The organism is Pigmentiphaga litoralis, assembly GCF_013408655.1.
Lineage (GTDB): Bacteria > Pseudomonadota > Gammaproteobacteria > Burkholderiales > Burkholderiaceae_B > Pigmentiphaga > Pigmentiphaga litoralis_A.
The window spans coordinates 1298389-1320390 of record NZ_JACCBP010000001.1 but is presented as its reverse complement, the minus strand read 5'-3'; the positions used below and the strand labels follow the sequence as shown (position 1 = coordinate 1320390).

The following is a 22002-nucleotide window of genomic DNA, read 5'->3' as shown; positions in this document are numbered from 1 at the left end:
GTTGCCGGCCTTGTCGTTTGCGCACCTGAACGTCAGGCGGCGGTCACGCGGACGTCACCGCATCATGACGCCGAACACACATAGTTCGACGCCAGGTTGCCGCCCGCCGGCGACGTGCCGACATACTTCGGATACAGCGGATAGCGGCACAGCGGCTTGGATGCCGTGACCGTGAACGGCGGCACCCGCTGTTCGATCGTCTGCACCAGCTGGTCGGCCGGGGCCTGGCCACCTTCCACCCACTTCTCCAAAATCGCCACCCAGTCGATCGCGGCTGGAATGCCATAGGCAGGCGCTTCGGTCGTGCCGGCCGGGACTTCCGATCCGGTGTGGCCGATGCCCGGCGTCACATACGTACGCATGAAGCTCGCCACGTTCGCCTCACCCATTTTGGCGTTGACCGAGTCGAAGTAGCGCAGACCGGCGAACGGGCTTTGCGCCGTGTCGGACACGTTCTCGCGCAGGATCAGTTTGCCGCCGCGAGCGCGAAAGGCCGTCAGGTCGGGATTGGTGGCGTCCATCAGGGCCGACACCTGTTCCACCCGCGCGCGGAAGTTGGTCGGGTTGTAGGCCAGCGGGTTGAAGTTCGGGTCCTTGGCAATGAAGTACCGCACATAGCCGTTGCCGAAGTTGAACAGATTGCCGATGCCGGCGGGATTGGGCGCCGCGGTAAAGTTCGGCGCCACGGTGCCTGTCATCCAGGTTGGCCAGTTGGCGGGATTCGCCTCATTGCCGTAGCCGAACCCGGGGTAGGCCGTCACGCCATTGGCCAGCGGGAAGCTGAAGGTGTAGCCCGCGTGCGCGGCATTCACGGCGGCCAGTTGCGCCGTCGACAGGCAGCTCGCGCCCTCGTCATTGCCCGACGGGCACCGCAACGCCGCCAGGGCCGCATCGGCAGGCGCCTTGCAGCCCAGGTAGTTGCTGACGACCCGATCGGTAATGCCGTCGAGCGCATCGCATGCCGCCAGCACCGTATCGTTGATCAGCTTGACCTTGGTTCCCAGCCACGCGCCCGGATCCTTCTGCAGGATGCCGCCCACGTTGTTACCGAAGGTTTGCAAGCCCGACCAGTTCAGCACCGGGTACAAGGACAGGATGCCGTCGAAGTCCTGCGGATAGCGCTGGGCCATCATCATCCCTTCACGCCCGCCTTCCGACGATCCCATGTAATAGCTTTTGGTGGCCGGCTTGCCGTAATACGCCGTCATCAGCCGCACCCCGACGTCCCGCGTTTTCTTGTACGACGCATACGCAAAGTTCGTCAGGGACTCGTCGTTCAGCGCAAAGGCAAAGGCCTCGACACCGGTTGCGTTCTGGTGACCGGAATCGGTACCCAGCGTGGCGTATCCCCGTGTGAGCGGCAACGGCGCGCTGGGCGGCTGATTGGCTTCGCCCCCCAGTCCTGTCACCAGCGACCCGTTGTACCCGCCACCGCCCAACTGCATGGACTTGCCGTTCCACGTGGTTGGCAGGTTCACCTGCGCCTTGATCAGCGGCGCGCTCGAATCGACGGGCTTGATGTCGATCAGGACGCGGCAGTATTCGGGCAGGGCGGCCGTGACGGCCGTACCCGCCGCGTTCAACGTCTGCGGCACCGCACTGACCAGGCTGGCCGCCGTCACGACCGCACCGGTCGTCGGCTCGCCAATGGCGGTCGCCGGAATGGCCGTCCCGCTCAGCGCCGCGCAGGTCTGCGCGTTCTGGACCAGCGCGGGTGGGGCAGGGGTGTCGGGGGTGCCGTTATTGTCGTCATCACTGCCGCCGCAGGCTGCAAGCAGCACGGCGGTGATCGGCAGCAGCGCAAAGGCGCGCGGAAGGGAAAAACGCAGCGGGTCGGATGGTGCGGTACGCCGGGTGGCGCAGGGGGTGCGGGTCATTGTTGTCTCCGGAATGGTCTTTGCCATGGACATGGTCTTCGCCATGTGCGCACCGCAAGCGTAGGCACCCACTCCGGATTTGCCAATAGCGCGTTCCGGATAATCGAAATCACTGGCGCGAATAACTGCGGAGCCCCCGGCAAGCACCCGCCCGCACCCGGCCCCGGATCGCAAGACGTTCTATAGTTACGCCTTTACGTCGATTGTCCCCCGCCATGTCCACGAGTTCTTCTTCCCGCCCCGACGCCAGCAGCCCGCTTTCCACGTGGCTGAGCTATCTGGAGTCCATCCACAGCCGTCCCATCGACATGGGCCTGGACCGGGTGCGGCAGGTCGCGGACCGGCTGGCCCTGAAGCTCGACTGCGTTCGTTTTGTGGTCGGTGGCACCAATGGCAAGGGCTCAACCTGCGCCACCCTGGAATCCATTCTGCTGTGCGCGGGCTACAAGGTGGGGCTGTACACGTCGCCGCATCTGCTCGACTTCAATGAACGCGCCCGGGTCAATGGCGAGATCGCTACCGATGCCCAGCTGACCGAGCAGTTCGCCGCGGTCGACGCCGCGCGGGGCGACGTGTCGCTGACCTATTTCGAGTTGACGACCCTGGCGATCCTGCGGCTGTTCGATCAGCAGGACCTGGACGTGGTCGTGCTGGAAGTCGGCCTGGGTGGCCGCCTGGATGCCGTCAACATTGTCGATGCGGACTGCGCGATCGTGACCAGTGTCGACCTGGATCATATGGACTACCTGGGCGATACGCGCGAGCAGATCGGCTTTGAAAAAGCCCACATCTTCCGGCCTGGCAAGCCCGCGATCTGCGCCGACCCCGTGCCGCCAGAGACCCTGGTCGATTACGCCGAATCGATCGGCGCCGACCTGTGGCGCTTTGGCCGCGACTACAACTATTCGGGCGACAAGCAGCAGTGGAGCTACGGCGGCCGCAACCAGCGCCGCAACGCGATGGCCTATCCGGCCCTGCGCGGCGCGAACCAGTTGCTGAACGCGTCGGCCGCCCTGGCCGCGCTGGAAGCCCTGCGCGACCGCCTGCCGGTGCCGCAACAGGCGGTGCGCCTGGGCCTGCTGCAGGTGCAATTGCCCGGCCGATTCCAGATCCTGCCCGGCCAGCCGACCGTGATCCTGGACGTGGCGCACAATCCGCACGCCGCCGCGGTGCTGGCCGACAACCTGGGCAACATGGGCTTTCACCCGTACACCTACGCCGTGTTCGGCATGCTGAGCGACAAGGATATCGACGGCGTGGTGGAAAAGCTGAAAGGCCGTGTCGACCACTGGTTGTGCGCCGGCCTGCCAGGCCCGCGCGGACTGAGCGGCGAGGCGCTGGCCGAGCGTCTGCGCGCCCTGGGGGTGCCCGAGGGCAAGGACAACTCGATCACTGCTTACAACAACCCGGGCGACGCGTACGCTGCTGTCGAGGCAAGGGCAGGCGAGGGTGATAGAATCCTGGTCTTCGGATCATTTCTTACCGTGGCCGGCGTGTTGTCGTATCAGCGTGAGGCCAAGGCCGCGCGCCATGCTTGACTGACAGCGGGTTGAAGTCCCAACCCCCACCACGCCGCCAGCCTCATCGCCGGACGTACAAATGGGATTGCTCGAACGCAAACAGAAGGCCGGATCCACCTCGGCCAGGCCCACTCGTGCCAGTTATGGTGCAGGTAACGACGAACCTCAAGACCCCGCGCAGGAAGCGCGCCGCCGTGCGCGCCGCCGCCTGGTCGGGGCGATTGCCCTTGTGCTGGCTGCCGTCATCGTCTTGCCGATGGTGCTCGATTCCGAGCCCACGCCGCTGCGCGACGACATCCCCATCCTGATTCCCGACAAGAACGGTCAGGTCGAAGCGCCCAAGCCCCCGGTTGCCGCAGTCACGCCAGCGCCGTCCACCGACGCGCCGCCAGCCACGCCTGCGCCATCCACGCCGGTTGCCCCCACGCCCGATCCGCGCCCGGCTGAAACCGCCCGGCCGGAACCGACGCGCCCGGAGCCGACCCGGCCCGAGCCGCGTCCGGAGCCCACGCGCCCTGAACGCACGGAACGCGCCGAAGCGCCCAAGCCCGAACCTAAGCCGGAAGCCAAACCCGACCCCAAACCGGCCGCCAACGCTGCCCGCGCGGAAGCCGAACGGGCCCGCGCGCTGCTGGAAGGGCAGACCGTGGCCCGCGCCACGCCGCCTGCGGCCGCTGAATCCAAGGCTGACAGCAAAGCGGACAGCAAGAACAGTTTTGCGGTGCAGATCGCGGCGTTCTCGACCGAAGAACGCGCCCAGGACATGCGCGATCGGCTCAGCGCAGCCGGCATCAAGGCCTTTACCGAGCGGGTCAAGACCGGCAAGGGCGACGTGTTCCGCGTCCGGGTCGGCCCGTTCTCGTCGCGTGAAGCGGCCGATGTCGCCCGCAACCGCGTCAATTCCGCAGGATTCAGCAGTTCCATCGTGCCGCTGTGACGAACTTTGACTACGCGGTCATCGCGATACTGGCCGCGTCGGTACTGATCGGCCTGTTTCGCGGGCTCATCAAGGAATTGCTGTCCCTGATCGCTTACGTCGCGGCCTTCACCGCCGCGACACGTTACGGCCCTCTTGTGTATGAGTGGCTGACCCCGCATATAGACACGCCCGCCTTGCGCCTGGGCGTGTCCTACGTAGGCGTGTTCATCGCGGTGCTGCTGGCGGTGGGCATCGTGAACCTGGCGCTCGGCATGCTCATCAAGGCAACCGGGTTGTCACCCGCCGATCGCGGCCTGGGCGGAATTTTTGGCCTGGCACGTGGTCTGCTCATCGTGCTGGTGCTGGTCATTGCTGCAGGGTTCACTCCTTTACCCAAGGAGCCCTGGTGGACCGAGGCGACATTCTCGCCTCTCGCCGAAGAAGGCGCACGGGCAGTCAAGCCGTGGGTACCGGAACAGTTTGCGGATTGGATCCGTTATTGAAGTTGTGCTCTTGAAACGAGGCTCTCATGTGTGGAATCGTCGGTGTCGTCTCCAACGCGCCGGTTAATCAGTTGCTCTACGACAGTCTGTTGCTCCTGCAGCATCGTGGGCAGGACGCGGCCGGTATCGCCACGTCGCAGGGCAACATGTTCAATATGTACAAGGCCCATGGGCTCGTGCGCGACGTTTTCCGCACCCGCAACATGCGTTCGCTGCCCGGCAGCGTGGGTATCGGCCAGGTGCGATATCCCACCGCGGGGTCGAGTTCCAGCGCCGAGGAAGCCCAGCCTTTCTACGTCAACGCCCCGTTCGGCATCACGTTCGCCACCAACGGCAACCTGACGAATTGGGAAAGCCTGCGCGAAGAGCTCTTCCGTATCGACCGCCGCCACATCAATACGAACTCCGATTCCGAAGTGTTGCTGAACGTGCTCGCGCACGAACTGCAGCAGTCGTCGAATGGCGTCTCGCTTGATGAAGACGCGATCTTTCGCGCCGTGTCCGCCGTGCACCGCCGCGCCAAGGGCGCGTATGCGGTGGTCGCGCAGATCTCCGGCTACGGCCTGCTCGCCTTCCGCGACCCGTTCGGCATCCGCCCGCTCTGTATCGGCAAGCTCGAGACCGACACCGGCACCGAATGGATGGTGGCGTCGGAATCGGTCACGCTCGAAGGCATGGGCTTTCAGCTCGTGCGCGACGTCGAACCCGGCGAAGCCATCTTCATCGACATCAACGGCCGCTTCTCGGCCCGCCAGTGCGCGATCAACCCCCAGCTCAATCCCTGCATTTTCGAGTACGTGTACTTTGCGCGCCCGGACTCGCTGATGGACGGGGTGTCGGTGTACGGTTCGCGCCTGCGCATGGGTGAATACTTGGCCGACAAGGTCGCCACCAACCTGCGCCTGGGCGATATCGACGTGGTCATGCCGATTCCCGATTCGGCCCGTCCGGCTGCCATGCAGCTGGCCGCCCGCCTGAACCTGGACTACCGCGAAGGGTTCATCAAGAACCGCTACGTGGGCCGGACCTTCATCATGCCGGGCCAGGCCGTCCGCAAAAAGTCGGTGCGCCAGAAGCTAAACGCCATGGGCGTCGAATTCAAGGGCAAGAACGTGCTGATCGTCGATGATTCGATCGTGCGCGGCACCACCAGCGGCGAAATCGTCGACATGGCCCGTGCGGCCGGCGCCAACAAGGTGTTCTTTGCCTCGGCAGCGCCTCCGGTGCGGTTCCCGAACGTCTATGGCATCGACATGCCGACCCGCCGCGAGCTGATCGCCTACGGCCGGACCGACGAGGAAATCGCCAAGGTCATCGGCGCCGACGCGCTGGTCTACCAGGACATCGGGGCCATGCAGCAGGCCGTGCGCGACATGAACCCGCGCCTGGAACGCTTCGACGTCTCGTGCTTCGACGGCAACTACGTCACGGGCGATGTCACCACCGAGTATCTCGACCATGTCGAGCGCTCGCGCGGTGCCCGCACCGACAAGGATGCCGAAGGCGGTCTGCGTATCAACATGGGTCACGCGGCAACGGAAGAAGCCTGATCCAACCACGGGAGGCTGCGGCCGCCCGCTATCCATAAGCGCTTTTTTCATAAGGAAGGGGGCGCTTAGATCGAAATTCGCATATATAAATGACAAATCGATGGTTCCGTTGATCGTCCGGCATTTGTAAGCTTCGACGATTACGCCGGGCGGGTGGCTTGCTTCTCGCCCGGACGCCATCCACAGAGGCAAGCTGCATGTATCAGTACGATCCCATCGACCAGCAACTGGTCGAGCAACGCGCCGCGCAGTTTCGCGGCCAGACACGCCGCTTTCTGGCGGGCGAGCTGACCGACGACGAATTCCGCGTGCTCCGGCTGCAGAACGGCCTGTATATCCAGCGCCATGCGCCGATGCTGCGCGTGGCGATTCCCTACGGGATGCTCGCGTCGCGCCAGCTGCGCACCCTGGCCCACATCGCCCGCAAGTGGGATCGTGGCTATGGCCACTTCAGCACGCGCCAGAACATCCAGTTCAACTGGCCCAAGCTGGAAGACGTGCCGGACATCCTGGACGAGCTGGCCAAGGTCCAGATGCACGCCATCCAGACCAGCGGCAATTGCATCCGCAACACCACCACCGACCAGTTCGCCGGCATCGCGCCCGACGAATTTGTCAATCCGCTCGTCTGGTGCGAGCTGATCCGCGAATGGTCCACGCTGCATCCCGAATTCGCCTTCCTGCCGCGCAAGTTCAAGATCGCCGTCAGCGGCTCGGTCACCGACCGTGCCGCCGTGGGCGTGCATGACATCGGCCTGCAAGCCGTCGAACAGGATGGCGAAGTCGGCTTTCGCGTCTGGATCGGCGGCGGCCTCGGCCGCACGCCCATCGTCGGCCAGCTGATCCGTCCCTTCCTGCCGTGGCAGCATCTGCTGACCTACATGCAAGCCGCGCTGCGGGTCTACAACCTGCACGGCCGCCGCGACAACAAGTACAAGGCGCGCATCAAGATCCTGGTCAAGGACCTGACGCCGCAAGTGTTCGCCGAACAGGTCGAACAGGAATGGGCGTTGATCAAGGACGGTCCGGACACCCTGACCAGCGACATGGTCGACGCCATTGCCCAGCGCTTCACGACGCCGGCCTACGTGGCCGACCCGGGTGCGGATAGCTCGGCGCACCATGCCGCCAACGACGTGGCGTTTGCGCGCTGGATGCGCCGCAACGTGCACCATCACAAGGTGGCGGGCTACGCCGCCGTCACGCTGTCGCTCAAGCGCACCGGCGTGCCGCCGGGCGACATCACCGCCGACCAGATGGACGCCGTGGCCGACCTGGCCGACCGCTACACTTTTGGCGAGATGCGTGTCTCGCACGAACAGAACCTGGTGTTCACCGACGTGCCGCGCAGCCAGCTCTTTACCTTGTGGCGCGAACTGGATGCGCTGGGCCTGGCGACGCCGAACATCGGCATGCTGACCAACATCATCGCCTGTCCCGGCGGCGACTTCTGCGCGCTGGCCAATGCGGTATCGATCCCGGTCGCCGAATCGATCCAGCAACGTTTCGACGATCTGGATTACCTATACGAAGTGGGCGAGATCGACCTGAACATCTCGGGCTGCATCAACGCCTGCGGGCACCACCACGTGGGCCACATCGGCATCCTTGGCGTCGACAAGGCAGGCGAGGAGTGGTATCAGGTCACCCTGGGCGGCCGCCAGAATGGCGCAGCCAAGCCCTTGCCCGATATCGAATCGCGCCGCGGCGCGGGCGCCGCGATCGGCAAGATCATCGGCCCGTCGTTCGCCCGCGCGCAGGTGCCCGACGTGGTCGAGAACCTGGTCCAGACCTACCTGGAACTGCGCGACAGCGACGCCGAACGGTTCATCGACGTGGTCGATCGCCTGGGCATCGATCCCTTCAAGACCCGGGTGTACGCCGACGAAAAGCTGGCCAAGCCCGCCAAGGAGGCCGCCCATGTCTGATCCCACATTGATCCGCAACGGCGAACTGCAGGTCGACACATGGCAGCGTTTCACGCCGTCCGACGACCAGACCCTGCCTGCCGACGACGGCGACTGGCTGGTGCCGTTGGCGGTGTGGCGGGAACGCCATGCGCAGCTGCGCACGCGCCAGCATCCGGTCGGCATCTTCCTGGAACCTGCCGATGAACCGCTGGAACTGGCCGACCATGGCGTATTCGACGCGACCGGCGTCGCCCTGATCGCCATCGATTTTCCTCAGTACACGGACGGCCGCGGGTATTCGATCGCGCAGATCCTGCGCACGCGCCTGAAGTACACGGGCGAGTTGCGCGCGGTCGGCGACGTGATGATTGACACCATCCACTATCAGGCCCGCTGCGGTTTTGACAGCTTCCTGCTCAAGCCGGGCCATCGGCCGGAAGAGGCACTGGCCGCGTTCAACGCGTTCACGGTGCACTACCAGCAGACCTATCCCAAGCCTCGGCAGGTGGCGTAAATGGAAGCAGGGCAGTCAGGTCGTGTCTATCTGGTCGGCGCCGGTCCGGGCGCGGCCGACCTGCTGACCCTGCGCGCCGCGCGCCTGCTGGCGCGGGCCGACATTGTCTTTCATGACGCCCTCGTCCAGCCCGATGTGCTGGCGCTGGCGCCCCAGGCGCGCCTTGTCGCGGTCGGCAAACGCAGTGGCCGTCTTTCCACCGCGCAGCAATTCATCAACAAGCAATTGGTGGACGCGGCGCGGCAGTATGGCTGTGTGGTCCGGCTCAAGGGCGGCGATCCCATGCTGTTTGGCCGCGCGCAGGAAGAGATCGATGCCTTGCGCCAGGCGGGTATCGCTCTGGAAATCGTGCCCGGTATCAGCGCCGCGTTCGGGGCATCGGCCGAAGTGGGCCAGTCCATGACGCGCCGGGGCATGAGCCGCAGCGTGCTCTTCCTGACCCCCGCCGTCGGCAAGGGCGAAGTGCCGCACGCCTGGGCCGACGCAACCAAAGACGTGGATACGCTGGTGCTGTACATGGCTGGCCGCCAGGCGCGCGACATTGCCGACGGGCTGATTGCCGCCGGCATTCCGGCCCATCGGCCCGCCATGCTGGTCGAAAACGCCAGCCTGCCCCACCAACGCATGTGGCCGACCACCGTGGGCGGTCTGCCCGACGCGGCTGCGCAGCTGGCCGAAGGCCCCGCACTGATCCTGGTCGGAGAAGTCTATGCCGAGTGCCTGCCCCAGGCGCTGGCCTTGCCCAGGCTGCGTCACGCTGCAGCCTGACCGGTAATCTTCTACACTGCCCGCATGCTTATCGAAGACTACATGCTGGGCTTCGGCAAGAGCTTTCTGTTCGCGCTTGCCACCCTCGTCCCCATCCTGAATCCCACCGCCACCGCGCCCATCTTCCTGTCCCTGACGGAAGGGGCATCCAATCACACGCGCGAAATCCTCGCCCAGAAAATTGCCCGCAGCGTCTTCTTGCTGCTGACCGCGGCGATGCTGGTCGGATCCTTCGTGCTGGACTTCTTTGGCATCTCGCTTGCCATCGTGCGGGTGGGTGGCGGCCTGCTGGTCGTGGCCAGTGCGTGGCGCCTGCTCAACTCGTCTGACGGCGGCATGGAACGGTCGGCCCGCATGGCCGAAGGCTTCACGCCCGAGATGGCCAAACGCAAGGCCTTCTATCCCCTGACGTTTCCGATTTCATGTGGCCCCGGCTCGATCGCGGCGGCCATTACGGTCGGCGCAAGCCTGCACCCGAACATGTCGATCGCCATGGGCGCCAGCCGCATGTCGGGCGCCGTGGCCGGACTGGTCGTCGTCGCCTTTGCCGTGTTCTTCTGCTTCCGTTTTGCCCAGCGCCTGCTGCGTCCTTTGGGCGAGACGGGAACCGTCGTGTTCCTGCGGCTGTCTGCTTTCATCCTGCTCTGCCTTGGCGTACAAATCGTGTGGGACGGCGTCAGCGAACTGATCATCGACGTCATTCAGCGCGCGAACCTGGCCTTGCCCGCCGTACCCACTGCTTCCTGAGCCGTCTTCCTCCTTACTGTGCGCCCCTCCATGACCTCTGCCCCGACCGATCGCCAGCTTGTCTTCGTCGCCTTTGCCAGTCTGTTGGCGGTGGGTATTGCGCTGGTGTCGCAGCACTTCTACGACATGCCGCCTTGCGCGTACTGCGTGTTCCAGCGGGTCGTGTATGTCGGGATCGCGTTCAGCGCCATCCTGGCCTTGCTGCTGCGCCGCGTGCGCCCGGCGCAAATGGGCTTCACCCTGCTGGCTTTCCTGCTGAGCCTGGTGGGCATCTGGGCCGCGTGGTACCAGCACTCCGTCGCGCAACATCTGCTGTCGTGCGACATGACCTTTGCCGATCGATTCATGACCAAGTCGGGCCTGGATGAAGCCTTGCCGAACGTGTTTGGCATCTTTGCCAGCTGCATGGATGCGGCGGTGGACGTGTTCGGGGTCAAGTATGAAATATGGAGCCTGGCCTTGTTCGCGATCCTGGGCGTCGTGTCCTTGATGGCGCTGATCCGCCAGTCGCGTACCCCGAAGCGCCGTTACGCCTGAGCCGCGTCCGAAAGCCAGACTCGAAAGCCGGACCCGCAAGCCAGACCCGCAAGCCGCACGACAAAGCCGGCCTTAGCCCACATCTTCCATCCAGACGGAGACCCCGCCATGAGCGACGTCGTACTGTTCGAAGAGCGCCCCACCTCGCACGGCAAGACGATAGCCATCGCCACGCTGAACGCGCCCAAGGCGCTCAATGCGGTGTCGCACGACATGGTTGAATTGATGCTGCCGCGGCTTCGTCAGTGGGCTGACGATCCGGCCGTGGCGGTCGTGGTGCTGCGCGGCGCGGGCGACCGGGCCTTCTGTGCGGGCGGTGATCTGCATGGGCTGTATCGCGGCCTGACGACCGGCGACACGACGCCGGCGCCGGGCTTGCCCGTACCGGCATCGATCGAAGGCTTCTTTGCCGAAGAGTATCGGCTCGATCACCTCATCCACACCTTTCCCAAGCCCATGCTCTGTTGGGGCAACGGGGTGGTGATGGGTGGGGGCATGGGGCTGATGGTGGGCGCCAGCCACCGTGTCGTCACCGAACAGTCCCGCCTGGCCATGCCCGAAGTCGCGATCGGATTGTTCCCCGATGTGGGCGGGTCGTGGTTCCTCAATCGCATGCCCGACGGGGTGGGCCTGTTCCTGGCGCTGACGGCATCGCAGCTGCGCGCGGCCGATGCGCTGTTTGCGGGCTGGGCCGATCACCATGTGCCGCACGCCCAGCATGCGCATGTGCTGGACCTGCTGGTCGCGCAAGCGTGGGGCGATGATCGCGCGGCCAATGACGTGACGCTGACACGCATCCTGACCGAAGCAGAAACGGCGCCCGAGCCTGCCGTGGGCCCCCTGCAGTCGCATATGCCCGTGCTGCGCGAGATCTGTGGGCACGACACGCTGGAACAGATCATCGGCGCCATCCACCACGCAGCGGGCGCCGATCCCTGGCTGTATTCGGCCAACGCGAATCTGAAGGCAGGCTCGCCCGGCACGGCGCGGCTGGCCTTCGAGCTCTTGCGCCGCACGCAAGGCTGGTCGTTGGCCGATGTGCTCAGGCTGGAGCTGGAAGTGGCCCTGCATTGCTCGGCCCAGCCCGACATTCGCGAGGGCATACGCGCGCTGCTGATCGACAAGGACAAGTCGCCCAAGTGGCAGCCGGCGTCCTTGGGTGATGCCGATGCGGACTGGGTGGAACGGTTCTTTGTGCCCATCTATGACGAGAATTCCCACCCGCTGAAAGACCTGTGAACGCGGGGCCGTCAACGGAGGGCAGCGGGTTGAACGATCCGCGCCCCGTTGCTGATTCGACAGATGCGGGTTCGTCCAGTCCGTTACCGCCGCCGGGTCCTCGGCCGGGTACCGATCAGCAGCCCGCCGCCGTTTCCTTCTGGACCGCCTTTGCTTTCTGGCTGAAGCTTGGCTGCATCAGCTTTGGCGGCCCGGCGGGGCAGATTGCCATCATGCATGCGGAACTGGTCGAGCGCCGGCGCTGGATCAGCGAACGGCGCTTTCTTCATGCGCTGAATTACTGCATGGTGTTGCCGGGACCGGAAGCGCAACAGCTGGCCACCTACATCGGCTGGCTCATGCATCGCAAGTGGGGCGGGATCGTTGCGGGCGGGCTGTTCGTGCTGCCATCCCTGTTCGTGCTGATCGCGCTGTCGTGGATCTATCTGCGCTTTGGCGACGTGCCCGTGATCGCGGGCATTTTCTACGGCATCAAGCCCGCCGTCACGGCCCTGGTGGTCCATGCGGCGTTCCGGCTCGGAAGCCGGGCGCTGCGCAATCGGGTCATGGCGGCGATCGCGCTTGCCTCCTTCATTGCCATCTTTGTGTTTGCCGTGCCGTTCCCGGTGATCGTGATCGCGGCGGCCGTGATCGGTATCGCGGGCGCGCGGTGGGCGCCTGCCTGGTTTGCGCCGCCGGCCGCGGCAAGCCATGGCGCGGCGGGCAGCACCCTCGACGGCAGCGGCGCGGCCGCACCTGCGCGCGCCTTGATCGACGACGACACGCCCACGCCTGCCCACGCCCGCGCATCGCGCGCGCAGATGCTGCGTGTACTGATGGTCGGCATCCTGGTGTGGGGCGCAGCCTTTGGCGCACTGGCCGCGTGGGCCGGTCTGCATGGCACCTTGACCCAGATGGCCGCCTTCTTTTCCAAAGCCGCGCTGATCACCTTTGGTGGCGCGTACGCCGTGTTGCCCTACGTCTACCAGGCGGCAGTCGACCAGTTCCAGTGGGCGACCGCCACGCAGATGATCGACGGCCTGGCCTTGGGCGAAAGCACGCCGGGCCCGTTGATCATGGTCGTGGCCTTTGTCGGCTTTGTTGGTGGCTGGACGCATGCCGTGCTCGGGCCGGATGCGCTATTTGCTGGCGGCGCGGTCGCGGCCAGCGTGGTCACCTTCTTCACGTTCCTGCCGTCTTTCATCTTCATTCTGGCGGGCGGTCCGTTGATCGAAGCCACGCATGGCCGCCTGGCGTTCACGGCGCCGCTGTCCGCAATCAGTGCGGCCGTGGTGGGTGTGATTGCCACGCTGGCCTGCTTTTTTGCGTACCACGTGTTCTGGCCGCAGGGCCTGGCCGGGTACATCGACGCCGTGGCGGTCGTGATCGCCTTGCTGGCTGCGATCGCCTTGTTCCGGTTCAAGGTTGGCGTCGTCGCGCTGCTGGCCGTGTGCGGCGCGCTGGGCGTGCTGGCGACCTGGGCGTTGCCGTTGCTGGGGTAAGCATCCGGTATCAGGCGTGCAGGGTGACAGGTGGCTGATGCCTGATGCCCGCGCCCGACTGCGTCACGCGTTCTGCATGCGTGCTTCGTTGATTTTCACCAGCGCATACAACACACGATTGGCCGGCGTCGGCACACCCAGCTCCGCGCCCTTGCGCACCACATGACCGTTCAAATGATCGATCTCGCTGGGGCGGCCGCGCGCCATGTCCTGCGCGGTGGACGACAGTTGCGTGGGCATGGTGACCGCAATCCGTTCCACGGCGTTCCACATCGACGGGCCGACACGCACGCCAGCCGCGGCAGCCACGGCCAGGCATTCTTCCATCACGTCGCGCATGGCGCCACGCACTTCCACGCCGTCGATCAGGCGGCCATACGGCGTCTGCGACAAGGCCGACAGCGCGTTGTAGACGCAATTCATCAGCAGCTTTTCCCACAGCGCGCCCAGCACGTTGTCGGACACGTCGATCTGTACACCTGCCGCGCGCAACGCCGCTGCGACATCCGCGCTGCGGGGCGAAGGACCGATCACCAATTCGCCGCGGCCATGGTGCTTCACGTGACCCGGGCCGACCATTTCCGTCGCCACGTATACCACCGTGGGAATCACTTGATGATCCGGCAGCACGGCCTGCAGGCGATCAGCGTTGTCGACGCCATTCTGCAGCGTGAGCACGACCGCCTGTGGCGCCAGAAAAGGCAGCAACTCGCGGCCCGCCGATTCCGTCGCGGTCGACTTCACGCAGAACAGGACCAGGTCCGCACCGCGCACGCCACTGGCGTCGGTCGTGGCGGTGACGCGCACCGGTGCGTCGACCCCCGGGGCGTCCAGCCGCAGTCCATCCCGCTGGATCGCCTCGACATGCTGCGGCCGTCCAATCAGGGTCACGTCGTGACCCGCGTGGCCCAGCATGCCGCCGTAATAACACCCGACGGCGCCCGCGCCCATGACTGCGATCTTCATGTGTCGACTCCAGCAAAAGAGGGCGCCAGTGTAAATCGAGTCGGCAAGGCGCGGCGTGCGTCAGCCCGCCGACCAAGGCGCGCCTGCTGCTTTCCTTGAGTCGTCGTTCACGGAAAGCCCGCACCCCCCGTCGCGCCATACACCTGGCCAGTCGCGTAGCTCGATTCCTGCGATGCCAGCAGCACATACACCGGCGCGATCTCCGCTGGCTGCCCGGGGCGGCCCAAGGGCGAATCCGCGCCGAACTGCGTCAGCTTTTCTTGCGTCTGTCCGCCGCTCGGTTGCAGCGGCGTCCAGAACGGACCGGGTGCCACGGCATTCACACGGATGCCTTTCTTGGCCAGCTGCTTGGACAGCGACTTGGTAAAGGCAACGATGGACGCCTTGGTCTGCGCATAGTCGAGCAGGTTCGCCGGCGGCTCGTAGGCCACGACCGATGCCGTGTTGATGATGGAGGCGCCTTCGCCCAAGTGCGCCATGGCCGCCTTGGTGATCCAGAACATGGCGTACACGTTGGTGCGGAAGGTGGCGTCGAACTGCTCGGTGGTCAGCTCGGTAATCGAGTCCACCGAATGCTGCTTGCCGGCATTGTTGACCAGAATGTCGAGCCCGCCCAGCTGCTGCGCGGCCGAGTTGACGAGCTGATTGCAGAAGGTCTCGCTGCGGATGTCGCCGGGAATCGCCACCGCCTTGCGGCCCGACGCGCGGATCCATTCGACCACCTCGCGCGCATCCGACTCTTCTTCAGGCAGATAGTTGATCGCCACATCGGCACCTTCGCGGGCATAGGCGATCGCGGCGGCGCGGCCGATGCCGGAATCACCGCCTGTGATGAGCGCCTTGCGGCCAAGCAGGCGGCCCGACCCCTGATAGGTGGTTTCGCCATGATCGGGCCGCGGATTCATGCGGCTGGCCAGCCCGGGAAAGTCCTGCGGCTGTTTCGCAAAGGGGGGCTTGGGGTACTGCGTGACCGGATTGCGCTTGACCGACTGCATCGGCCCCGCCGTCGCGCCCGCTGAACCCCCGGCAGCGCCCGTGGCGCCAGCGGACATGGAAGCGGTCTGGGCGGTGACGGGCGTGGCCATGGCAGCGACAAGGCCCGTCGTCAGGCCCCCCACGAAGTGGCGGCGGGCTTTGGGAGAATTGGGGGTGTTGGGAGTGTCGGCGTCGTGGGTCATCGTGATTCCTGTTGTCGATGCCGCGCAATGAAGGGCTGCCCGCGCACGCGCGCGGGCCACGGCCAGGTCAGGCGGCGCGGCTGGACACCCGACCCGGATGTCAGGGGTTTCCCGACGCCACCCGTCAAGCAACCCGCGTTCCTGCTTGGTGATGCTCTGGCGGCATCAAAACAGGCACAAATAGCATTGGTCATCCGCTCGTGCCCGGACGATGATCCGCAGCATGCGTGAACCCCAGCGCGGACCGGTTGAGCCGTCCGCGCCATACCTACAACTCCAGGAGACTCGACCATGACCTTTGCCCCGTTCACCCTTGCCGTGGGACTCGCCCTCATCGCCGGCACCGCCGCGGCGGAATTCCCGGACAAGCCCGTCACGATCATCGTGCCGTTCGCGGCCGGCGGCCCGAGCGACAAGATTGCCCGCGACGTGGCCGAAGCCTTGCGCAAGCCGCTGGGTCAGACGGTCATCATCGAAAACGTGGCCGGGGCAGGGGGCACCATCGGGTCCGCCCGTGTCGCGCGCGCCGCGCCCGACGGCTACACGCTGCTGGTCCACCACATCGGCATGGCCACCGCGCCGGCGCTCTATCGCAAGCTCAGCTACAAGACGCCCGACGACTTTGCGTTCCTGGGTCTGATCAACGAAGCGCCTTCGGTATTGATCGGCAAGCCGACCCTGGCGGCGACCAACTTTGCCGAATTGCGCACCTGGATCAGCGCCAATGAAAGCAAGGTCAACCTGGCGCATGCGGGCCTGGGTTCGGCCTCGCATCTGTGCGGCCTGATGCTGCAGAACGCCATGAAGGCGACCATGACGCCCGTTCCGTACAAAGGCACCGCCCCAGCCATGACGGACCTGATGGGCGGCCAGATCGACCTGATGTGCGAGCAGGCCACCAATGCCGTACCGCAAATCGAAGGCAACAAGGTCAAGGTGTTCGGTGTCAGCAGCGCACAGCGCCTGGCCTTGCCCGCGCTGGCGCAAGTGCCTACGCTGGCCGAGTCGGGCCTGAACGGGTTCAACGTCGCGGTCTGGCACGGCATGTACGCGCCAAGCAATACGCCACCCGCCGTGCTCGAAAAGCTGAACACCGCGCTGCGCGCCGCGTTGAAGGACCCTGAACTGATCAAGCGCGAAGAAGCCGTGGGCCTGACCGTCGTGAATGACGACCGCCTGCAACCCGCGCAGCACAAGAAGTTCGTGGAAGCCGAGATGGTGCGCTGGTCCGGCGTGATCAAGGCGGCCGGGCAATACGCGGACTGACGATCCCTGGCGTTCGACTACAAGGCTGCGCGGAGTACGCACCGTGCCGCCTTGTGAGTTGCGTTGTGCAACCCCCGCTGCGGGCATCCGCTGCGCCTTCCTGATGAACCCTGACGCGAGACTGCGATGACCTTTTTTCGACGCGTTGCTTATGCGGTCGGGCTGGCCAGCGCCTGCCTGATCGGAACGAGCCAGGCCGCCGATTACCCCAAGCCGGTCAAAGGCGAATGGGTCGTCAACGACTTCCGCTTTCATACCGGCCAGGTGCTGCCAGCCCTGCGGCTGAACTACACGACGTTGGGCGCGCCCACCGGCGAACCGGTGCTGGTGCTGCACGGCACGGCAGGTTCCGGTGCGCGGATGCTGACTCCAGCCTTTGCCGGCGAGTTGTTCGGGCCAGGTCAGCCGCTGGATGCCAGCCGCCACTTCATCATCCTGCCGGATGCGCTGGGGGCAGGGGACTCCAGCAAGCCGTCCGACGGGATGCGCATGGCGTTTCCCAAGTACAACTACGACGACATGGTGCAGGCGCAATACCGGCTGGTGCGTGAACACCTTGGCATCCGCCACCTGCGCGTCGTCATCGGCAATTCGATGGGCGGCATGCAGGCCTGGATGTGGGCGCAAAAGTATCCGGACTTCATGGATGTGGTGGTGCCCATGGGTCCGTGCCGGCGGCCATGTCCGGACGCAACTGGATGATGCGCCGTCTGGTGATCGACTCGATCCGCAGCGACCCGGAATGGATGAACGGCAACTACACGTCGCAGCCGCGCAGCCTGAAGTTCGCGTCCGTGTTCTTCGCGATTGCCACCAATGGCGGGACGCAGGCCCTGCACAAGGCGACGTCCACGCGCCAGAAGGCGGACGCCTTCCTGGACAAGCGCCTGAATGACGCATTTGTGGGTGATGCCAACGATCACCTGTACCAGTGGGACGCCTCGCGTGACTATGACGCGTCGATCGACCTGGAAAAGATCCGCGCCAAGGTCCTGGCCATCAACGCGGCGGATGACGAACGCAATCCGCCCGAACTGGGGCTGCTCGAACGGGATCTGAAACGTGTGCCGGATGCGCGGATGATGCTCATTCCAGGCAGCGACTCCACCGCCGGGCATGGCACGACGGGCCAGGCTGCGTTCTGGAAGAAGGCCTTGGTGGACGTGTTGCAGCAGCCGCCGATGGCATCCAACTGAGGGTGGTGGCGCCGCTTGGGTCAGTGTCATCGCCGTCGTCGCTCAGGTCGCTAACGTTTCACGGGCGCGCCGGGTTAAGGCGCGTGTTACCCACGTTTTCAAAGGAGTGTGTGACTAGTCCGTGAGGACTACGCCAGAATTCCAGCTCTTCAATGAGCCGGCCGCCTTGCTGCGGTCGACGCGACGTCATGACCCGCCACCGCCGTGCCGACTATGTTTTGAATGCGACCGTTGCCGCATCGGGTGTCCGGGTTCGCCGCGTGGTGCGTGCGGGGGTCGGGCTGGTGGTAGCGTCGACTTTGGCGTCGATCCTGGCGTCGATAATAACGATGGGCACGGCCATGGCATCCGCATCTGAAATGGCATCCGTGCTTGGCGCGCGCACCCCGCACATCGTCATCGACACGGGACACACCCCGCAGCACCCAGGCGCGACCGGGGCCAGCGGGCGCGTCGAATATCAGTACAACTTGGACCTCAGCACCGCGGTGAGCGACCGCCTGGTGGCCGCCGGGTACCGCGTCACGCGCATCGCCGCGGACGGGGTCGAGATCGCGTTGAAGGATCGCGCGACGCGTATTCCCGATGCCGATCTGTTTGTTTCCATCCACCACGATTCCATGCAGCAGGCCTGGATCGACGCCGGCCGCCGCCGGGAATTTGCCGGCTATTCGATCTTTGTGTCGGAAAAGAATCCTCAGTACACGCACAGTCTGCGCTGCGCCGGGTCGGTGGGTGAAGCCATGCGCGCCGCGGGCCAGACGCCGTCGCTGTACCACGCCACCCCGATCCCTGGTGAAAACCGCCCGTTGCTTGACGCGCGCCTGAGCATCCACCGCTTCGACGATCTGGTGGTCCTGAAGACCGCGACGGTGCCTGCCATGCTGATCGAAGCCGGCGTGATTGCGAATCCCGACGACGAGGCAAGAGTAGGACGGCCCGAGACCATCCAGCTGTTGGCCACGGCGATCGCCCAAGGCATACAGGGGTGCCAGGCGCCGGGATGAGCCGCGCGCGCGACACCTTTCACTACGACTCCCCACTCACGATCCACCACCCGAACCGTCACCACCCCCAAGAGACCCACCGTGAAGACTTTTTCCCTTGCCCTGACCTGCGTTTCCGCATCCCTTCTTTTTTCCGCCTCATTCAGCGCGCAAGCCGCCGGCTGCGACACCCCGCGCAATGCTTTCGACCAGCTGTATTGCTCCAGCACCATCTTTGCCCAGACCGACAAGGACCTGAACACCACCTACGGCGCCTTGCGCAAGCAATTGCAGCCGGCGCAGCAGGAAGCGCTCAAGCAGGGCCAGCTGGCATGGATCAAGCAACGCGACGAGGAATGCAGCTATGAAAAGCCCAACGGCTATTACGTCAACCTGACTTGCGCCGTGAAGCAGACCCAGTCGCGCCTGGATTTTCTGAAGGCACGGCAGCGCGAATGCGGCAGCACCGGTTGCGTCACCTCAAAACTGGGCGGATGATTCCGGGCAATCCGCAGTAGACTAAGGGTTTTCACTGACCCGGCCCGTCCAGGCCCTGTCCGGAAGCCCTGATGTCCTCCCCTCCTGTCTATTCTCCCCGCGCCATCGCGATGGCGGCGTTCGCCCTCGCGATCGGCGGCTTTGGTATCGGTACTGGCGAATTCGCCATCATGGGCCTGCTGCCCAATGTGGCCGAACATCTGCACGTCTCGGCGCCTGAAGTCGGTCACCTCATCAGCGCCTATGCGCTGGGGGTCGTGATCGGCGCGCCGCTGATTGCCGTCATGGCGGCGCATCTGTCGCGCAGCACCTTGCTGTTCGGCCTAATGATCTGGTTCGTCATCGGCAACTTTGCCAGTGCCTTTGCGCCGGGCTATTACTCGCTGATGGCCTTTCGTTTCCTGACGGGCATGCCGCACGGCGCCTACTTTGGCGTGGCGGCGCTGGTGGCCGCGTCCATGGTGCCGCCGCATCGACGGGGACAGGCGATTGGCCGGGTCATGCTGGGCCTGACGGTGGCTGCGCTGATCGGCAATCCGCTGGCAACGGGCCTGGGCCAATGGCTGGGCTGGCGCGCCGCGTTTGCGGCTGTTGGAACGATCGGCATCATCACGTTGATCATGCTCAATAAATTCGTGCCGCATCAGGAAGACCAACCCGTCAGCAGTGCGCGCCAGGAACTGGGCGCGCTGCGTCGTGGCCAGGTCTGGTTCACGCTGGGCATCGGCGCCATCGGTTTCGGTGGGCTGTTCGCCGTGTTCAGCTATATCGCGCCGACACTGACGCAGGTCACGGGCCTGGGCGAGTCGTGGGTGCCGATCGCGCTGGCCGTGATGGGCGCGGGCATGATCGCCGGCAATATCGCGGGCGGATGGCTGGCCGATCGCGCGCTGGTCAAGTCGATCGGCGGCGTGCTGGTGTGGACGATGCTGGTGCTGGCTATCTTCCCGTGGATGGCGGGCAATACCTGGACCATGATGCTGAACATCTTTCTGATCGGGACGGGCCTGGCGCTGGGTCCGGTGCTGCAGATTCGTTTGATGGACGTGGCGGCCGACGCGCAAACACTGGCCGCGTCGCTCAACCACTCCGCGTTCAACATGGCCAATGCGCTGGGCGCATGGCTGGGTGGCGTCGCCATTACGGCCGGCTATGGCTGGACGTCCACCGGGTGGGTCGGCGCGATGCTGGCGCTGGCCGGACTGCTGCTGTTCGGGCTCTCGTTGCTGCACATGCGCCGCATGGGCACGGTGTCCGGCGCGGCCTGACCGCAGCGGCGTTTCCTGGCCGGGACGGGCGTTCACCTCGCTGCAGTCAGGCGCCCGTCGGCGGGAAAAAGCTGGTTCTCAGGGCTTTCCCGCGTCTCCCCTAATGTAAGTTGATTTATATAAAGCGACCTTATATAGTTCGCGAATCGACCCGCGCGGTGATCGTGCGGCAACTTACAACGAGGAGACGATCCATGTCCGAGCAGTCCACCACCGCGCAAGAAACCCACCCCAACGACGCGCCCCCCGTCCTGGTCGAATTTGAAGACGGCATTGCGTGGGTGACCCTGAATCGCCCGCACAAGCGTAATGCCATCAACCCGGGCATCGTCTACTCCATGCTCAAGACCATGGAAGACCTGGAAACCGACGACCGCTGCAAGGTGCTGGTGCTTACCGGCGCCGGTGACGCCTTTTCGGCCGGCATGGACCTGCGCGAATACTTCCGCGGCACCGACAACAATCCCAAGGAACGCGTCAAGCTGTTCCGCGCCAACGGCCAGTGGCAGTGGCGCATGCTGCGTCATTACTCCAAGCCCACCATTGCCATGGTCAACGGCTGGTGCTTCGGTGGCGCGTTCACGCCGCTGGTCTCGTGCGACCTGGCCATCGCCGCTGAAGAAGCGCAATTTGGCCTGTCGGAAATCAACTGGGGCATCATCCCCGCCGGCGTGGTCAGCCGCGCCGTCGCCCAACTGGTGCGCGAACGCGAAGCCATGTACTACGTCATGACCGGCGAAAAGTTCGACGGCAAGCGCGCGGCGCAGATCGGCCTGGTGAACGAAGCCGTGCCGCTCGCGCAATTGCGTGACCGCGTCCGCGAACTTGCCAAGGTGCTGATGGCCAAGAACCCGACCGTGCTGCGCACCGCCAAGATCGCGCACCGCATCGCATCCGAAATGACCTGGGAACAGGCGGCCGACTACCTGATGGCCAAGGTCGACCAGTCCACGTTCCAGGATCCTGAAAATGGCCGCAATACGGCCATGGGCCAGTTCCTCGACGAAAAGACCTTCAAGCCCGGCCTCGAAACCTACCGCCGTTGAAGCGTTGGGGCGTTGAAGCGTTAAGCGTTGACG

General features: G+C 65.1%; 21 protein-coding genes. 18 read left to right on the top strand and 3 right to left on the bottom strand.

Features of this window, described 5'->3' with window-relative positions:
* Positions 1 to 62: 62 nt before the first annotated feature.
* A complete protein-coding gene (locus HD883_RS05895) occupies positions 63 to 1877 on the bottom strand; it encodes a tannase/feruloyl esterase family alpha/beta hydrolase (RefSeq protein WP_179587384.1) in 1815 nt (604 codons plus the stop codon).
* A gap of 215 nt (positions 1878 to 2092) precedes the next feature.
* On the opposite strand from HD883_RS05895, the gene folC reads away from it, so the two are divergent.
* The 11 genes from folC to chrA all read left to right on the top strand — a co-directional run bounded on the left by folC (position 2093) and on the right by chrA (position 13565).
* Entirely contained in the window at positions 2093 to 3415 is a 1323-nt protein-coding gene (folC, locus tag HD883_RS05890) for a bifunctional tetrahydrofolate synthase/dihydrofolate synthase (protein WP_179587386.1), read from the top strand.
* Positions 3416 to 3476: 61 nt separating this feature from the next.
* Positions 3477 to 4334 carry an SPOR domain-containing protein gene (locus HD883_RS05885; protein ID WP_179587387.1) on the top strand — a complete coding sequence of 286 codons (858 nt, stop codon included), beginning with the start codon at positions 3477 to 3479 and terminating at the stop codon, positions 4332 to 4334.
* Complete coding sequence (locus HD883_RS05880; protein WP_179587389.1) at positions 4331 to 4819, top strand: CvpA family protein; 489 nt, start codon at positions 4331 to 4333, stop codon at positions 4817 to 4819. Before HD883_RS05885 ends, HD883_RS05880 begins: the two co-directional genes overlap by 4 nt.
* Positions 4820 to 4845: 26 nt before the next feature.
* A complete protein-coding gene (purF, locus tag HD883_RS05875; protein ID WP_179587390.1) occupies positions 4846 to 6369 on the top strand; it encodes an amidophosphoribosyltransferase in 1524 nt (507 codons plus the stop codon).
* Positions 6370 to 6566: 197 nt separating this feature from the next.
* The gene (locus tag HD883_RS05870; RefSeq protein WP_179587391.1) at positions 6567 to 8297 is read left to right on the top strand and encodes a nitrite/sulfite reductase; all 1731 of its coding nucleotides are present in this window, start codon (positions 6567 to 6569) and stop codon (positions 8295 to 8297) included.
* Positions 8290 to 8793, top strand: a complete 504-nt coding sequence (locus HD883_RS05865) for a DUF934 domain-containing protein (RefSeq protein ID WP_179587392.1) — start codon at positions 8290 to 8292, stop codon at positions 8791 to 8793. The genes HD883_RS05870 and HD883_RS05865 overlap by 8 nt, the downstream gene beginning before the upstream one ends.
* The gene (cobA, locus tag HD883_RS05860; protein ID WP_179587393.1) at positions 8794 to 9561 is read left to right on the top strand and encodes a uroporphyrinogen-III C-methyltransferase; all 768 of its coding nucleotides are present in this window, start codon (positions 8794 to 8796) and stop codon (positions 9559 to 9561) included.
* A gap of 24 nt (positions 9562 to 9585) precedes the next feature.
* On the top strand, positions 9586 to 10308 hold the full coding sequence (locus HD883_RS05855) for a MarC family protein (protein ID WP_179587394.1): 723 nt from the start codon (positions 9586 to 9588) through the stop codon (positions 10306 to 10308).
* Positions 10309 to 10338: 30 nt separating this feature from the next.
* Positions 10339 to 10845, top strand: a complete 507-nt coding sequence (locus HD883_RS05850) for a disulfide bond formation protein B (RefSeq protein WP_179587395.1) — start codon at positions 10339 to 10341, stop codon at positions 10843 to 10845.
* Between the two features lie 108 nt (positions 10846 to 10953).
* Positions 10954 to 12084, top strand: coding sequence for an enoyl-CoA hydratase/isomerase family protein (locus HD883_RS05845; protein ID WP_179587396.1), 1131 nt, complete (start codon positions 10954 to 10956; stop codon positions 12082 to 12084).
* Positions 12085 to 12113: 29 nt separating this feature from the next.
* On the top strand, positions 12114 to 13565 hold the full coding sequence (gene chrA / locus HD883_RS05840) for a chromate efflux transporter (RefSeq protein WP_179587397.1): 1452 nt from the start codon (positions 12114 to 12116) through the stop codon (positions 13563 to 13565).
* 63 nt (positions 13566 to 13628) lie between these two features.
* On the opposite strand, the gene HD883_RS05835 is transcribed toward chrA, so the two are convergent.
* Together HD883_RS05835 and HD883_RS05830 are read right to left on the bottom strand one after the other, a co-directional pair.
* A complete protein-coding gene (locus HD883_RS05835) occupies positions 13629 to 14531 on the bottom strand; it encodes a ketopantoate reductase family protein (protein WP_179587398.1) in 903 nt (300 codons plus the stop codon).
* A gap of 107 nt (positions 14532 to 14638) precedes the next feature.
* Positions 14639 to 15709, bottom strand: a complete 1071-nt coding sequence (locus HD883_RS05830; protein WP_306455894.1) for an SDR family oxidoreductase — start codon at positions 15707 to 15709, stop codon at positions 14639 to 14641.
* A 291-nt stretch (positions 15710 to 16000) separates the two neighbouring features.
* Here HD883_RS05830 and HD883_RS05825 point away from each other — a divergent pair, with 291 nt between their 5' ends.
* The 7 genes from HD883_RS05825 to HD883_RS05800 all read left to right on the top strand — a co-directional run bounded on the left by HD883_RS05825 (position 16001) and on the right by HD883_RS05800 (position 21969).
* Positions 16001 to 16975 (top strand): tripartite tricarboxylate transporter substrate-binding protein, encoded by a 975-nt coding sequence (locus tag HD883_RS05825; protein ID WP_179587399.1) that lies wholly within the window; start codon positions 16001 to 16003, stop codon positions 16973 to 16975.
* Between the two features lie 126 nt (positions 16976 to 17101).
* A complete protein-coding gene (locus tag HD883_RS27920; protein WP_306455895.1) occupies positions 17102 to 17677 on the top strand; it encodes an alpha/beta fold hydrolase in 576 nt (191 codons plus the stop codon).
* Positions 17656 to 18171, top strand: a complete 516-nt coding sequence (locus HD883_RS27915; protein WP_306455896.1) for a hypothetical protein — start codon at positions 17656 to 17658, stop codon at positions 18169 to 18171. The genes HD883_RS27920 and HD883_RS27915 overlap by 22 nt, the downstream gene beginning before the upstream one ends.
* 188 nt (positions 18172 to 18359) lie before the next feature.
* On the top strand, positions 18360 to 19178 hold the full coding sequence (locus HD883_RS05815; protein WP_373563317.1) for an N-acetylmuramoyl-L-alanine amidase family protein: 819 nt from the start codon (positions 18360 to 18362) through the stop codon (positions 19176 to 19178).
* An 81-nt stretch (positions 19179 to 19259) separates the two neighbouring features.
* Positions 19260 to 19655 carry a lysozyme inhibitor LprI family protein gene (locus HD883_RS05810; protein ID WP_179587400.1) on the top strand — a complete coding sequence of 132 codons (396 nt, stop codon included), beginning with the start codon at positions 19260 to 19262 and terminating at the stop codon, positions 19653 to 19655.
* 71 nt (positions 19656 to 19726) lie between these two features.
* Positions 19727 to 20923 (top strand): MFS transporter, encoded by a 1197-nt coding sequence (locus HD883_RS05805; protein ID WP_179587401.1) that lies wholly within the window; start codon positions 19727 to 19729, stop codon positions 20921 to 20923.
* A 194-nt stretch (positions 20924 to 21117) separates the two neighbouring features.
* Complete coding sequence (locus HD883_RS05800; protein ID WP_179587402.1) at positions 21118 to 21969, top strand: p-hydroxycinnamoyl CoA hydratase/lyase; 852 nt, start codon at positions 21118 to 21120, stop codon at positions 21967 to 21969.
* Positions 21970 to 22002 lie beyond the last annotated feature (33 nt).